The sequence below is a fragment of the Enterobacter cloacae complex sp. P24RS genome, assembly GCF_014982165.1.
Classification (GTDB): domain Bacteria; phylum Pseudomonadota; class Gammaproteobacteria; order Enterobacterales; family Enterobacteriaceae; genus Enterobacter; species Enterobacter quasihormaechei.
Genome location: NZ_JADCKU010000005.1, coordinates 185833 through 200340, shown reverse-complemented (window position 1 = coordinate 200340; position 14508 = coordinate 185833). Strand labels below are relative to the sequence as shown.

At 55.6% G+C, this 14508-nt stretch carries 15 protein-coding genes and 1 pseudogene; 6 read left to right on the top strand and 10 right to left on the bottom strand.

The window, feature by feature from the left end; genetic code table 11:
• The first annotated feature begins 4 nt into the window (after nt 1-4).
• A complete protein-coding gene (locus INF58_RS07210; protein WP_193527373.1) occupies nt 5-1000 on the top strand; it encodes a DUF2891 domain-containing protein in 996 nt (331 codons plus the stop codon).
• 12 nt (nt 1001-1012) lie between these two features.
• Here INF58_RS07210 and INF58_RS07205 read toward each other — a convergent pair whose 3' ends face one another.
• Nucleotides 1013-2392: a DHA2 family efflux MFS transporter permease subunit gene (locus INF58_RS07205; RefSeq protein ID WP_193527456.1), complete on the bottom strand. Its 1380-nt coding sequence runs from the start codon at nt 2390-2392 to the stop codon at nt 1013-1015.
• Nucleotides 2393-2520: 128 nt separating this feature from the next.
• Here INF58_RS07205 and INF58_RS07200 point away from each other — a divergent pair, with 128 nt between their 5' ends.
• From INF58_RS07200 to INF58_RS07190, 3 genes and pseudogenes are all read left to right on the top strand, one after another.
• Nucleotides 2521-3435 carry a LysR family transcriptional regulator gene (locus INF58_RS07200; protein ID WP_193527372.1) on the top strand — a complete coding sequence of 305 codons (915 nt, stop codon included), beginning with the start codon at nt 2521-2523 and terminating at the stop codon, nt 3433-3435.
• A gap of 65 nt (nt 3436-3500) precedes the next feature.
• Nucleotides 3501-3789 (top strand): annotated as a pseudogene (locus INF58_RS07195) (DUF1778 domain-containing protein).
• On the top strand, nt 3777-4262 hold the full coding sequence (locus INF58_RS07190) for a GNAT family N-acetyltransferase (protein ID WP_193036826.1): 486 nt from the start codon (nt 3777-3779) through the stop codon (nt 4260-4262). Before INF58_RS07195 ends, INF58_RS07190 begins: the two are co-directional and overlap by 13 nt.
• 196 nt (nt 4263-4458) lie before the next feature.
• Here the strand turns inward: INF58_RS07190 and INF58_RS07185 are convergent, their stop codons facing one another.
• The 3 genes from INF58_RS07185 to INF58_RS07175 all read right to left on the bottom strand — a co-directional run bounded on the left by INF58_RS07185 (nt 4459) and on the right by INF58_RS07175 (nt 7368).
• Nucleotides 4459-5121 carry an epoxyqueuosine reductase QueH gene (locus INF58_RS07185; protein ID WP_369750619.1) on the bottom strand — a complete coding sequence of 221 codons (663 nt, stop codon included), beginning with the start codon at nt 5119-5121 and terminating at the stop codon, nt 4459-4461.
• A 91-nt stretch (nt 5122-5212) separates the two neighbouring features.
• On the bottom strand, nt 5213-6505 hold the full coding sequence (locus tag INF58_RS07180; protein WP_193527371.1) for a glycoside hydrolase family 28 protein: 1293 nt from the start codon (nt 6503-6505) through the stop codon (nt 5213-5215).
• A 104-nt stretch (nt 6506-6609) separates the two neighbouring features.
• Nucleotides 6610-7368: a DeoR/GlpR family DNA-binding transcription regulator gene (locus INF58_RS07175; protein WP_107535367.1), complete on the bottom strand. Its 759-nt coding sequence runs from the start codon at nt 7366-7368 to the stop codon at nt 6610-6612.
• Between the two features lie 86 nt (nt 7369-7454).
• Here INF58_RS07175 and INF58_RS07170 point away from each other — a divergent pair, with 86 nt between their 5' ends.
• Nucleotides 7455-8039 (top strand): GDP-mannose pyrophosphatase, encoded by a 585-nt coding sequence (locus INF58_RS07170; protein ID WP_193527370.1) that lies wholly within the window; start codon nt 7455-7457, stop codon nt 8037-8039.
• A gap of 84 nt (nt 8040-8123) precedes the next feature.
• Entirely contained in the window at nt 8124-8882 is a 759-nt protein-coding gene (gene tam, locus INF58_RS07165; RefSeq protein ID WP_193527369.1) for a trans-aconitate 2-methyltransferase, read from the top strand.
• Nucleotides 8883-8888: 6 nt separating this feature from the next.
• On the opposite strand, the gene INF58_RS07160 is transcribed toward tam, so the two are convergent.
• From INF58_RS07160 to INF58_RS07135, 6 genes are all read right to left on the bottom strand, one after another.
• Nucleotides 8889-10079: a cytochrome c biogenesis protein/redoxin gene (locus INF58_RS07160; protein WP_193527368.1), complete on the bottom strand. Its 1191-nt coding sequence runs from the start codon at nt 10077-10079 to the stop codon at nt 8889-8891.
• Nucleotides 10080-10214: 135 nt separating this feature from the next.
• Nucleotides 10215-11510, bottom strand: coding sequence for an ATP-binding protein (locus tag INF58_RS07155; protein WP_193527367.1), 1296 nt, complete (start codon nt 11508-11510; stop codon nt 10215-10217).
• On the bottom strand, nt 11507-12247 hold the full coding sequence (locus INF58_RS07150; RefSeq protein WP_107535362.1) for a response regulator: 741 nt from the start codon (nt 12245-12247) through the stop codon (nt 11507-11509). Before INF58_RS07150 ends, INF58_RS07155 begins: the two co-directional genes overlap by 4 nt.
• Nucleotides 12248-12291: 44 nt before the next feature.
• Entirely contained in the window at nt 12292-13287 is a 996-nt protein-coding gene (locus INF58_RS07145; RefSeq protein ID WP_193527366.1) for an alpha/beta fold hydrolase, read from the bottom strand.
• Between the two features lie 134 nt (nt 13288-13421).
• Entirely contained in the window at nt 13422-13862 is a 441-nt protein-coding gene (locus INF58_RS07140; RefSeq protein WP_193527365.1) for a GNAT family N-acetyltransferase, read from the bottom strand.
• Nucleotides 13859-14467, bottom strand: a complete 609-nt coding sequence (locus INF58_RS07135; RefSeq protein WP_193527364.1) for a hypothetical protein — start codon at nt 14465-14467, stop codon at nt 13859-13861. The genes INF58_RS07140 and INF58_RS07135 overlap by 4 nt, the downstream gene beginning before the upstream one ends.
• Nucleotides 14468-14508 lie beyond the last annotated feature (41 nt).

The window sequence follows — 14508 nt, the reverse complement described above, 5'->3', positions numbered from 1 at the left end:
CGCTATGGAATTAACGCAACATCAGGCTGACGCCTTCGCCAGAATGCCGTTGACCTATTTACGTCAGGAATACCCGAACCACATTATGCACCTGCTCAACGACGACGGTGACGTGTTGCCGCCTCGCGAGCTGCATCCGATATTTTACGGCTGCTTCGACTGGCATTCGGCTGTACATGGTTACTGGTTACTGCTGCGCTGCCTGCGTCTCTATCCCGAACTGCCGTGTCGGGAGGAGATTATCGCCCTGTTCGACGAACACCTGACCGATGAGAAGGTGGCGAAGGAGCTGGCCTATTTTACCGCGCCGTTCCGCGCGTCGTTTGAACGGCCCTATGGCTACGGCTGGCTGCTGGCGCTGGCGCAGGAGCTGCATCAATCGGCGCTGCCGCAGGCGGAGCGCTGGTACCAGACGCTGCAACCGTTAACCCTGGACATTCGCCAGCGGCTGGTGGATTACCTCAGCAAGCTTACCTATCCGATCCGCGTCGGGACGCACTACAACACGGCGTTTGCCCTCGCGCTGGGGCTGGACTATGCCCGCGCGGTAAACGACGACACGCTCGAGCACGCCATCCTGGACGCATCGACGCGGTTTTATCTCGCGGATACGCATTATCCGGCACATTATGAGCCGGGCGGCGACGAGTATATCTCCGGGGCACTGACCGAGGCCCTGCTGATGAGCAAGGTGGCGGAGGATTTCCCGGCCTGGTTCGATGCGTTTCTGCCCGAAATCGCGTCCGTTTCTGCACTGATGCATCCGGCAGAGGTGAGCGACCGCACCGATCCGAAAATTGCGCACCTCGACGGGCTCAACCTCAGCCGCGCGTGGTGCATGAAGCACATTGCCCGTGCCTTACCGGAGAATCATCGCGCCCGGCAGGCATTACGCGATGCCGTTGCGCGCCATCTTTCGGCAAGCGTGGAGCATGTCGTCGGCAGTCACTACAGCGGCGGACACTGGCTGGCGAGCTTTGCGCTGCTGGCGCTGGAGTAGCCCAGCCTGGCCTCATTTTATCAGCCTCAGCGACCGTAACCGGCTTACGCTAACCAATACGGACACCGCTGAGGCTGCCGTGGCGATCCACAGCGCAGCATGAACGGGTTTTCCATCTGCTGTCAGCATAACTCCTACACCCGCTGCACCGAGACACTGTCCGAATGTGCGCATAATGGACAAAACGCCTGAAGCAAAGCTCGCATGGTCACGCGTAACGTTTGAGAGCATCTCACGGTTATTGGGGCTCTGGAAGCAGCCAAACCCCATACCGCACACCAGGCACCGCAGGCAGATGTCCCACATGGCTGGGCTGGCAGGCAGCGTCGCCAGTAGCCCCAACCCTACAGCGAAAATCATCAGTCCGAGAGTGGAGATCGGCGGAGCCGAAATCGTGTCCGCCCACCGGCCTGCATGCGGTGCAATCAGCACGATCCCCAACGGCCACGGCGTAAACAGCAGGGCAGAGACGAGCGGGCTAAAGCCATAGACGCTTTGAAGCAGGAACGGCAGGGCAATGAAGGCGATCCCCTGGCTGACGAACGCCATCATCGACGTAAGGGCCGCGAGGGTAAAACGTTCATTTTTGAAGATGGCAGGCGGCAATAATGGGTTAGCCGAGCGGCGGATCTGCCAGACAAAGGCGATGCCGCTTAGCGTGGCGAGCGCCGACCAGCAGAGGCTGGTGATGTGATGTTCTGCATTCTGGAAACTGTTCGCCGCCACGATCGTTGAGCCCAACAGCAGCGCCGACAATATTGCCCCCGGTGTATCGAAGGGCGCTTGCGTTCGAACCGCGTCACGCGGCAGCGCTCTGACAGCCAGATACAAGGCGAGAGCGCCCGGAATAATGTTTATCGCAAACAGCCATTGCCAGCTCAGCATATGAAGAATTGTACCGCCCAATACCGGCCCGATAGCGGAGCTGAAGGCGATGAGCAGGGCGTGCAGCCCAAGAACGCGGCCCAGCAATCGTCCGGGAAACACGGACCGCAATATCGCGGGGGCAATACTCAGCGTCGCTGCACCGCCGATCCCCTGAAGCACACGCATGCCGACGAGCGCTTCCGGGGTATTCACCAGCGTGCAGCCCAGTGACGTCAGGGTGAAGGTCGTCAGGCCTGCGAGAAATACGGGGCGGTAACCCAGGCGGGCCGCAAGCGCCGCAAATATCGCCAGCGACATCGCAGCCGCCAGTAAATATCCGTTGGCGAACCAGACGGCAAAACTGGCAGATACCTGCATCTCCTGAGCCATAGATGGCAGGGCAATATTGATCATGGTGCCATCGAATACGCCCATTAACGTGGTGGTCATGACTGCGGCCATCACCCGTGCTCGCACCGGGCCAGGCAGTCCTTCGTCGCCGGGTTGACTGGAAAAGAGCGTCATCATGTTGTCCTCTCAAAGTTTATGGATGACAAAAACTATAAAGATGGCTTTTACCGGGCGGAAGGCGCACCATTTGCACTTTATCGTTGCATGAAACGCCTTATCCGAATGTGAAGGGAGGATGGATAATGTCCGATCCGGATTTTAATTTGCTGATAGCGCTCGACATACTGCTGAGCGAAGCGAGCGTGGCAGGCGCGGCACGTCGTTTGAACCTCAGCACCTCGGCCATGAGCCGCACGCTGAGCAGGTTACGCGACGTCACAGGCGATCCGATTCTGGTACGCGCCGGACGAAACATGGTCCTGACCCCGTGGGCCGAAGCGACCCGGGATCGCGCCCGGCGCGCGGTGCACGAGGCGAAGGCGGTATTGCAGCCCTCAACCGAAACGTTCAACGTGGAAACTCTGGAGCGCCTTTTCACCATCCGGGCAAACGATGGTTTTGTGGTGGCGTTTGGGCCTGCGCTTATAGCGGCTGTGGCCAACGCCGCGCCGGGCGTCTGTATACGCTTTGCGCCCAAGCCGGAAAAAACGTCGCGCTATCTTCGGGAAGGCCTGGTCGATCTGGAGATTGGCGTCCAGAGCAATATGGGGCCTGAAATCCGTTTGCAACGGCTGTTTGAGGATCGGTTTGTGGGCGTGGTGCGTAAAGGACACCCGCTGGCTGCCCTGGCAGACATACGCGTGGACGACTATGTCTCCTGGGGCCATGTGGTGGCGTCACCCGAGGGTGCATTGCACGGATCCGTGGACGATGCGCTGGCCGGGATAGGGATGAAGCGTAAAATCGCAAGCGTCGTACCGGGATTTCCGACGGCCCTGTCCGTGGCGCTGGAATCGGATCTTATTGCCATGATACCCGCGCTCTATTTACTTAATCAGCAGGTAACAGACCAGATACACGTTTTCGAACTGCCGTTCAAAAGCCGGCGTATTACGGTGTCGCAGATGTGGCACCCGCGAATGGAGCGCGACCCTGGTCACCGCTGGCTGAGAGAGACAATTCTTGCGATATGTGGTGAGCGCAGGTCTTACCGTTAACGGCTTCCGTATGATTTTGTATAGAGATTGCTATACACAACGCCTGTGCTATGCTTGTAAAGCAAATGCTATACAAGAGGTGTTCCCATGAAATCAGATGTTCAGCTCAACCTTAGAGCCAAAGAATCTCAGCGGGCGCTTATCGATGCCGCCGCAGAGATCCTCCATAAATCACGTACGGACTTCATTCTGGAGATGGCCTGCCAGGCGGCCGAGAATGTGATCCTCGATCGACGTGTATTCAATTTTAACGATGAACAGTATGCCGAGTTCATTGATATGCTCGATGCCCCGGTGGCGGACGATCCTGCCTTAGAAAAACTGCTGGCAAGGAAACCCCAGTGGGACGTGTAACCGCACCAGAGCCTTTAACCAGCGTCCATCAACTGGCGGAGTTCTTCAGTGGGGAAGCCGTGCTTGATGAATGGCTAAAACAAAGAGGTCTGAAAAACCAGGCGCTCGGCGCAGCCCGAACGTTCGTTGTTTGTAAAACGGGCACGAAGCAGGTAGCGGGTTTTTACTCACTGGCTACCGGCAGCGTTAACCATACGGAAGCGACCGGTAATCTACGGCGTAACATGCCGGATCCCATTCCCGTGATTGTACTTGCCCGTCTGGCAGTCGATGTCTCATTGCGTGGAAAGGGGTTGGGAGCCGATTTGCTCCATGATGCGGTTTTACGCTGTTACCGGGTGGCAGAAAACATCGGCGTGCGGGCGATCATGGTTCATGCACTGACTGAGGAAGCCAAGGCTTTTTATATTCACCATGGTTTCAGGGCATCACAGACTCAGGAACGGACATTGTTTCTGAGACTTCCTCAGTAGAGATAAAGGGGAAGGTGTGAATGTGAGGAGCTCATAGGATTGGGGATAAGCATTAGGATATCGCATTTAACATAATATACATTATGCGCACTACTATTAAAGGAGCTAAATTCTAGCTTCCGTCTCAGGCCAATCCCCAATCCGCGAAAGTTACACCATGGCGCAAAATCTGGTGCGGTTCCAGGCGTCTCTCATACTATTGACCTTCATCTTCCTTACCATAGTAAAGTTTACCGAGTTTAATCAGCGGCCTGCCTTGTGATTTACGGTGCATGTTAGTATCACGCAATGAATAAACGCAGCCACAGTACTCCTGCTGATAAAACTGTTCGCGCTTGCTGATCTCAATCATGCGCGACGATCCTCCCTGTTTACGCCAGTTGTAATCCCAATACACCATGCCCGGATAATGCGCGGCGGCGCGCTGTCCGCAGTCGTTAATCTGCTGCATATTTTTCCAGCGGGAAATTCCGAGCGAGCTGCTGATCACGCTGAAGCCATTTTCAGCGGCATACAGCGCTGTGCGCTCAAAGCGCATATCAAAGCACATGGTGCACCGAACGCCGCGCTCAGGCTCCCATTCCATACCTTTGGCGCGCTCAAACCAGTTATCGGTATCGTAATCTGCATCGACAAATGGCACGCCATGTTTCTCAGCGAAACGAATATTCTCCTCCTTTCGGATGAGATACTCTTTCTGCGGATGAATGTTCGGATTGTAAAAGAAGATGGTGTAATCAATGCCCGACGCCTGAATGGCCTCCATGACCTCACCAGAACAAGGGGCGCAACACGAGTGCAACAACAGTTTATCTGCGCCGTTTGGAAGCTGTAGTTTCGGACGTTCAAAATTAGTCATAGCCATCAGTCATTTGATTCAGGAAATTTATGGTTGCGGACAGTGTAGCATTGAAAAGTTTGCTTTAAAAAATGCGATGAGTGTTGTGCTCTCAACGCTCATAAACATCATTGCTGTCCCGCGTGGCCTCCCTTGCCGTAACATGGACATCATAAAAGTGCAGCCCGTCAACGCCCGAAATCTTCCCGAACTCGGTGGCATCAATCGCAATATCTTCCAGCACGAGCCCGGATACCGGACGCTCCGGATACCCTTCAATGAAAAACGCGCGTGAAAAAATGGTATTGGCGGATCGCCGGGCCACGATGTTATTAAGCCTCAGGTCACTTACCGCAGTAAGACCGGCTTCTCCCTCGACGCCCTCAGCCAGCTTGCGCCAGTGTTCTGGTTTTTCAGATAAATTGTCCTGATCGCCATAGCTGTACTGCGGGAACCAGTTCAGCTGGATCAGAACAGGAAAGCGTACGTCCGTAAGTCGCAAATTCTGTACGGTAATATCCCGAATGAACCCGCCTCGGTTGCGGGCAGACTTAATGCGAAATCCAACGCCCGTACCGTTAAACGCATTATCTTCGATCAGGACGCGTTCAATGCCGCCTGAGGTTTCGCTCCCAAGGGTGATCCCGGACCCTTTATTCAGCGTACAGCCGCGAATCACTATATCCCGCGCCGGACGTGCTTTTTGCGCCGCTTCGCGACCCCGTCCTGATTTGATGCAGATATTGTCGTCATTGCAGGAAACGATGCAGCCTTCAACGCGCACCTGTTCACAGGAGTCGATGTCTATTCCGTCGGTGCTCGGCCCCGCAGAATTGCTAATCTGCACGCCCTCAACCGCGATATGGCGCGAATAACAGAGGTGCATGTTCCAGAATCCGGATTCCCGACTGGTGAAGTCACGCAGCAAAATGGTCTGGCTTTCATAAACCAGAACATTGCGCGGGCGCTGACAGTCGTAATCAACCACCCAGCGCAACCCTCTGGCGCTGTAGTCACCGACCATTCCGCTGTGCTCGTCCTCGCCCCAGAAGCGTTGCCACCAGACTGCACCCTGCCCGTCTATCGTGCCCGTACCGGTAATGCTGACGTTTTCACAGTTGATAATATTAATGATGCCTGCCGGCCAGCGCATTTCAATGCCGGCTACCCGGGTATCAATCAGCGGGTAATCTGCTAAATTCTGGCTTCCCATAAGCTGAGCGCCGGCGTCCAGACGAAGCGATACTCCACTTTTCAGGAACAGTGCTCCGGTCAGAAAACGGCCTTGCGGGATAACGATGACGTCGTTGCGTTGCGCGGTATTGATGGCTTGCTGAATGGCGGAAGTTGACAGGCGTTGCGCGGTTGGGTCCGCGCCGAAGGCCAGAATGGAGATCGCTTTCATGGGGTGTCCTTAAACGAATGAAAGCGTTAGTCTAAGAATCAGCGTGACGCATAACCTTTGTCTGTTTGACAGCCCCGCAGCCAGGCTGGCAAAAAAGCGGATATTTACTGGCTTGCGATCACCGCAATGCCCTTTTCTTTCATGGCATTTACCCAGCGTTCATCCGTTGTGTCCTCAACGACCAGCGTATTGACCAGCGACAAATCGCCAATCACAAACGCCGAGGCCGTATTGATCTTTTCCGGCGAGGCCAGTACTACCGTTTCCGCCGCTCTGCCGGAAAATGCACGTTTGATGCACGCTTCCTCATAATCTCCTGTAGTCAGCCCGGCCTCGGGATGAACGCCGGTGACGCCCATGAAGAACAGATCTGCATGAATATTGTTGATGCCTTCAATAGCGGCCGCGCCGACCGTGACGATGGAGTGTTTATACAAACGGCCGCCAATCAGGATCACTTCTATGCTCGGATGGTCGACCAGCCCCAATGCGATACCCGGGCTGTGCGTCACCACGGTAATCCGTAGATCTGGCGGTAAGAACGTGATCAGTTCTGAGGTGGTCGTCCCGCCATCGACAATCACCACCTGCCCCGGCGAAATGAGCTGCGCGCCCCGACGGGCCACGCGTTTCTTGGCATCCATTTTAACGGACTGGCGCTCGGCAAAAGGCGCAATCGCTGACGATGCCGGAAGCGCGCCGCCGTGGACACGCTGCAAACGCCCTTCTGCCGCCAGTTCGCGTAAATCCCGGCGAATAGTGTCCTCTGACACCGAAAATAAGTGGCTAAGCGCAGTAGACTGAACCTGACCTTCCGCCTCCAGCTTTTCAAGGATTAACTGTTTACGCTGACTGGTGAGCATTTTTTATTCCTGATATTGCACGATATAGCTTGTTTTTGCACGATAGTGCTGCTTATGATGTTTACTCTACGAGAGGAGAGCTAAACGTGCAATCAAAACGTGCAGATATACGCATTATCACTAGCGAAACGTTGTCCGATTACTGGTATAACCTGAAAAAATACACTTTTGACCTCCAGCGCAGCGATGGCGACTGGCAGCGGCAAGAGCGCGAAGTATATGACCGCGGGAATGGCGCGACGATCCTGCTCTATAATCGCGACAGCAAAACCGTCATTCTGACGCGTCAGTTCCGTTTCCCGGTGTTTATCAATGGTCACGAAGAGGATCTCATTGAGGCAGCCGCGGGGTTGCTTGATAACCTGGATCCTGAAAGCCGGATTAAGGCCGAAGCGGAAGAAGAAACCGGGTTTAAGGTGGCGCGCGTTGAGAAAGTTTTTGAGGCCTACATGAGCCCGGGCTCCGTTACCGAAAAGCTCTATTTCTATCTGGCAGAATATCACCCGCAGGATCGGGCCAGCGCGGGCGGCGGCGTTAAGGCCGAGGGGGAAGATATCGACGTGCTGGAAATGACGCTGGACGACGCGCTACGGGGCATTGAGAACGGCCAGATTGTCGACGGTAAAACCATCATGCTGCTTTATCATGTAGCCCTGAAAGGCATTTTATAATCTCACGGTTATCCAGATACCTGCCGCGGCGCAGGTTTCTGCCTGTGCTATTCTTGCTGAACACCTCAACATGGAGATGCGAAAATGGCCGACTGGGATCCCTCTCTTTATCTTCAGTACAGCGCAGAGCGCACGCGTCCCGCCGCTGAGTTACTCGCCCGGGTGCCGCTTGCTGACGTAACGACTGCCGTGGATCTGGGCTGCGGGCCGGGTAACAGCACGGCGCTGCTGAAACAGCGTTGGCCTACAGCGCAGATCGCCGGCGTGGATAACTCCCCTGCCATGCTGGATGAAGCCCGACAGGCTCTGCCAGACTGTCAGTTTATTGAAGCGGATATTTGTCACTACAAACCTGAACAGCCTCTTAGCCTGATCTACGCCAACGCCTCCCTGCAATGGCTCCCGGACCATTATCACCTTCTGCCACATCTGGTTTCACTGCTTCAGCTAAACGGCGTGCTGGCAGTGCAAATGCCCGACAACTGGCTTGAGCCGACGCACGCCCTGATGCGTGAAGTTGCAGCGGAACAGGGCTACCCCGATCGTGGCCGCGAGCCGTTGCCGGGCATCCATGCCTACTACGATATTTTGACGGAAGCGGGATGCGACGTGGATATCTGGCGTACCACCTACTTCCATCAGATGAGCTCTCATCAGGCGATTATTGACTGGGTCAGCGCGACGGGGTTACGGCCGTGGTTACAGGATCTCAACGAGAGCGAGCAGAAAAACTTTCTGAAACGCTATCATGAACGGCTGGTAGAGCAGTATCCGCTCCAGGAGAACGGGCAGATACTGCTGGCCTTTCCACGCCTGTTTATGGTTGCTCAGCGGGCACCCTGAGCCGGATCAGGAACGCGCTTCCTTGAGCAGCTGTTGTATAACGGCCTCCTGCTTGTCGTAGTGACCTTCGCCGAACGAGGTGTAACGCAGTTGCCCTTTCGCATCGAAATAGTAATGCGCCGGCCAGTACTGGTTTCCGAACGCGCTCCAGATTTTGTAGTTATTATCCGTCACTACGCGGTACGGCAGCTGCCATTTGTTGACCGCGTTTGTCACCGATGATAACGGCTTTTCCCATGGATATTCCGGGGTGTGAACGCCAATCACCACGAGGCCTTCAGACTGGTATTTCTTCGCCCAGTCACGTACGTGCGGGAGCGTGTGCTGGCAGTTAATGCAGTCCCACGTCCAGAAATCAATAAGCACCACCTTTCCTCGCAGGGATGCAGACGTGACAGGGTCACCGTTTATCCAGCCCGTGCCACCGTCCAGGGACGGCAGCTGGCTGCTCGGCTCCGCGTCAGCCACCGGCTGTAGTTTCACCTGCGTGGAGGCTGGTTGCGCAAGGTTCAACAGGGCGTTTTCCAGACGGTCGGCAATGCCGTTAGCTCCTTTCAGCGACGAACTCATTCCGGAGGCGTTAAAGGCCACGGCGGCTAACATCATTACCCCTGCTCCCTGACGCAGACGCGCCATCAACGCGGATTTTGCCCTCAGAGGGGTGATCAGCTTACGCCCTCCGATGACAAGCAGCCCCAGCATCAGCGCGCATCCTCCGCCGTAAGCGGCTAACAGCGCGCCGGTTGCAATGGCCGAGTGACCCGAAATATTGATGCTGAAGATCGCCCCGAGAATCGGTCCGGCACAGGGAGACCACAGGAGCCCTACGGACAGCCCTGCCAGAAATGCCGACAACATGCCGTGCGTCTGTGCGCTGCGGGTGTTTAGCACGTTCCCGACGCTGACCGCCGGGCTGGCAATCCGTTGTGCGAACTGGGGGAAAATGAGAGCCAGTGCGGCGATGCCCAGCACCAGAAGCGCAATCCAGCGGGCGATAACGGTAGCGTCGGCGATCCACTCGCTGGCAACCGTGACCACCATCGCCACCAACGTAAACATCACAATCATCCCCCCGAGTAGCGCCAGAATGTGTTTGCGCTGCCCCTGGAAACCGGCGAACAGCAGAGGAATGACGGGAAGCGTACACGGGCTGAGCAGGCTAATCATGCCGCCCAAAAAAGCAATTATCAGAAACATAAGGACCTCACAATACCGTTGCTGCGAAGGTGCAGTGAGGTCATTTCACCGTAAGAATGTGTTCAGGCTGTGTGCTAAAAGCTGCATTTCGTCTGCCCGTGTAACGCCGCGGCGTACAGATACACAGGGGTACAATTAACCGCGCGGAAGGGTCACGCTGACGGCCAGCCCGCCCTCGTTACGGTTTGCAAGATGCAGTTTCCCGTCAAGCTGGGCGGTGAGCTGCGCGGCAATCGCGAGGCCTAATCCGGTGCCGCCCGTGTCGCGGTTGCGCGACGTTTCAACCCGATAAAACGGTTGTAACACGGCCTCCAGTTCAGCCTCAGGAATGCCGGGACCATCATCCAGAATGCGGATTGCCACCTGATTTTCATCTGCATCAATGTCTATTACCGCGCTATCACCAAACTTCAGCGCATTATCCAGCAGATTGGTCATCACCCGACGCAAGGCCTGCGGGCGGGTAACGATCGGCAGACGCGTAGCGGGTGCGTGAAACTGCACGTTTTTACCGATGTCCTGATAATCACTGGCGATGCTGTTAACCCACGCATTCAGTTCCAGTTTCAGGGTGGGCTCTTCAAGGGATTCTGATGACCGGGCATAGGCAATGCCCTCCCGTACCAGGCGCGACATATTATCGAGGTCACTCATCAACTTATCGCGCAGCTCGGGCCGATCCGCCATTTCGACCCGCAGCTTCATGCGCGTGATGGGTGTCTGGAGATCGTGAGAAATGGACGCCAGAATTTGCGCGCGTTCACGCAGATACGTCTGTATCCTCGACTGCATCGCATTAAAGGCATGCGCCGCCTGACGCACCTCAATCGGTCCTTTTTCTGTCATGGGTGAATGGGCCGCAGGATCGAGCGAATCAACCGCACGCGTGAATTGCAGGAACGGCCGGACAACCTGGCGCACGGCAATCCAGGAACAAAGCGCGACAAGTAACAGCTGAAGAACCAGCACCACGGGTAACCAGCTGGCGACGGGCGGCATACGCGGGATCAGATCGATGGTGAGCGGTGCCCCGTCGCGGAGCGTCAGATGGGCCTGAATATGGGAGATCGGCCCCGGAACCGCCGTAAACTGGAGCGGATATTGAGCAGAAAGCGTCTCTTTCAGGGTACGAACCGCATCCCGCGAGCGTTTATCCACTGGCGCGGCGCCTGCTTCCCCGGGGCCAAGGATGTAACGATAATTCCCCCGGCTGAGCCGTTCCAGCCACTGCGGGCGCTCTTTCGCGGGAAGCCGGTCGAGAATGGCCACGCTGGTGGCAACGTCATTCTCAAGATTGCCCAGCATAACCGTGCGCGCGCTGTGCATTCGCTCCACCATGACCAGCGTCAGGCTGAGTGCGTTAGCCAGCAATAGCCCAAGCAGCACAATGATCAGCAGCCGGGCCAGTAATGTTTTGGGCCACAGCGTCATTCATTGGCCTCAACGATGGTCACCGGCATGGTAAACACGTAGCCTTCACTGCGTACGGTTTTTATGTAGGCCGGCGTGCGGGCATCCTCATTCAGGCGCTGCCGCACGCGGCTCACCAGAAGATCAATCGAACGCTCAAACAGTTCGGCATCGCGTCCCTGCGTCAGGTTCAGCAGTTGGTCACGGCTTAACACCCGCTGAGGATGATCGAGGAACACGCGCAGGAGCCGGTATTCCGCGCCGCTGAGCGCGACGATCATTCCCTCATTATCGATCAGATGACGCGCCACGGTATCCAGCTGCCATTCGCCGAACACCACCAGGCGCCCTGCCTCGGTGACCTGAAGATTCGGCGGCATGGTACGAAACCGACGCAGGATGGCTTTGATACGCGCCAGCAGTTCGCGGGCCACAAACGGTTTTACCACGTAATCGTCTGCGCCCATCTCCAGCCCCAGGATCCGGTCCGTGTCCTCGTTGCGCGCGGTAAGCATCAGGATCGGCAGATCCTTATGCTTGCTGCTGCGCAGCTGTCGGCACAGCGTCAGACCGTCATCGCCGGGCATCATCACGTCCAGCACCACCAGGTCGATATGCTGTTTGTCGAGCATCACGCGCATCTCTTTCCCGTTCGCCGCGCCAGAGGCGTGATAACCGGATTTCACGAGGTAATCGACAATCAGTTCACGAATATCCCTGTCGTCATCGACAACAAGGATGCGATCAATATGCTCCACCGCAGGCTCCTGATTAAGAGGTAACGGATTGAAAATAGCACATGTCAGAGCTTATCCGCGTCGACAACCGCTTTAACAAAGTCCTGCGGATCTTCCTGCGGCGGGTTGTGGCCAACCTTAGCGCCAAAGGTGCGGTGCTCATATTTCCCGGTAAATTTTCCGGCATAGGCCGCAGGTGCCGGATGTGGAGCTCCGTTGTTACCGCCCTCGATGGTGATGGTCGGCACCGTAATATTCGGCAACGCGGCGAGCTTTTGTTCATAGGCGTCATATTTCGGCTCACCCTTCTCCAGCCCCAGACGCCAGCGGTAATTACTGAGCGTGACGGCAACGTGGTCCGGATTATCGAGGGATTTGGCGCTGGTATTGAAGGTGGCATAGCTGAATGTCCAATCAGGCGAAGCCTGGGACCAGATCAGGCGGGCAAAATCGTGCGTATTTTTAGCATAACCTTCAGCACCGCGCGGCGTGGCGAAGTAGAACTGATACCACCACTGCACCTCCGCTTTCGGCGGTAAAGGTTGTTGACCAATTGCCTGACTGCTTATCAGGTAGCCGCTCACCGAGACCAGCGATTTCACGCGCTCCGGCCAAAGCGCCGCAACGATATCCGCCGTACGTGCACCCCAGTCATAACCGGCAAACACCGCCTGTTTGATATCCAGGGCGTCCATCAGGTTGACGATGTCTTTCGCCATTGCCGAAGGCTGGCCGTTACGCGGTGTTTTATCAGAAATAAATCGCGTGGTGCCGTAACCGCGCAGGGACGGCACGATGACACGATACCCCTTCGCGGCCAGCGCGGGGGCAACTTCCGCGTAGCTGTGAATATCGTACGGCCAGCCATGCAGCAGGATCACCGGTTGCCCGTCTTTCGGCCCGATATCAACATAACCGACGTTCAGATCGCCGGCGTTAATTTGTTTTACCTGGTTAAAAGCCGACGAGTAATCCTTACCCATCGCTTCTGCCTGACAGGACATTACGGTGCCAAGCGAAACGGTCAATGCGACTGCTGAATAGGCGAGTTTGTTAAGCATGATGTTATCTCCGGGTGAGTTCAGTTGACGGAGATATAACACCATGGGTTTGTATAGGGGATGTGTGCGGATGCGGTATTAATGCATACCCGTGTATGTCTCTCAGGCGCAGATACAGTGTGATACAAATCGGGTTAAAGGGTGATTCGGTAACGGACGTAATCGTCGGCTTCACCATAGTGGTCATAGAGTTTACGCGCCGGATTGTTTGCCCGGGTGACCCAGTAAAGTTTTGACCACCCTTCCCGCTTGCCCTCATCGATCAGGGCATCGATGAGGGCTTTGCCTGCCCCTGCGCCACGTTCGGCAGTATTAACGAACAGATCTTCCAGATAGCAAACCGGCGCGGTTGACCAGGTCCCTTCATGCAGGACACACATGGCGAAGCCGATGACGTTACCGTCTTTCTCCACGACCCGGCAAAACAGAGATGATGAGCCTGACAGCGCCCTTTTCCATGTCGCTGCGGTGACGGGCTCGTCAAGGTAGCAGTCATAAAAATGGGTATAGCCATCCCACAGCGGTCGCCACTGTGGGTAATCTTCTGCGCGTAACGGGCGTACGGTGAGCGTCATGTGTTCCTCACATTATCGTTACTGCTTTTTAAACGCATGATGCGAGCCAGCGTGGCAAGACGCTTCGACCGACAAAATAGCGTGAACAGCACAAAGCCTCGACTGTTTAACACCATGCGGCTTAATACCAGAGCGATCGTTGCAATAATCAGCTGCCAGCTACTGGCGTCAGAAACGGTCAGATAGTGAAGCCATTGCAGAACCGTTAATGTGAACAGGAGAATGAAAAGCGCTAAAAATCCTGTTAGTCCTGAAGTGTATCCGCGAGCGAGGCGTGTACTGGCGAGCATCAGGAAGATAAGTATGGTTAACGATGGGACAAAAAAACTGAGTGCATGTAGCGATGGCGAAATACTTGATACCAACCGGAGAAATGGCAGCAAGTTCAACGCAAAAATAATCAGAAACAGTGGTAATAATATCGCAACTGGATAAGCATTTTGACGTGGCAGCTCACTAAGCGGGCGTGAGAAATAGCGCTCTAGTTCAGGCGTAGAATGGTCTAATAACACATCGTCATGACGGGCGATAGCGTCCTCAATCCGTTTCCCGTGTTGCAGGAGTTCATAAGAAACGTGTCCGGTTAACAAAGGCAAAATTTTCATCAAAAAACCGCCAGTGACTGGATAGTATTTAAAGTACAGTA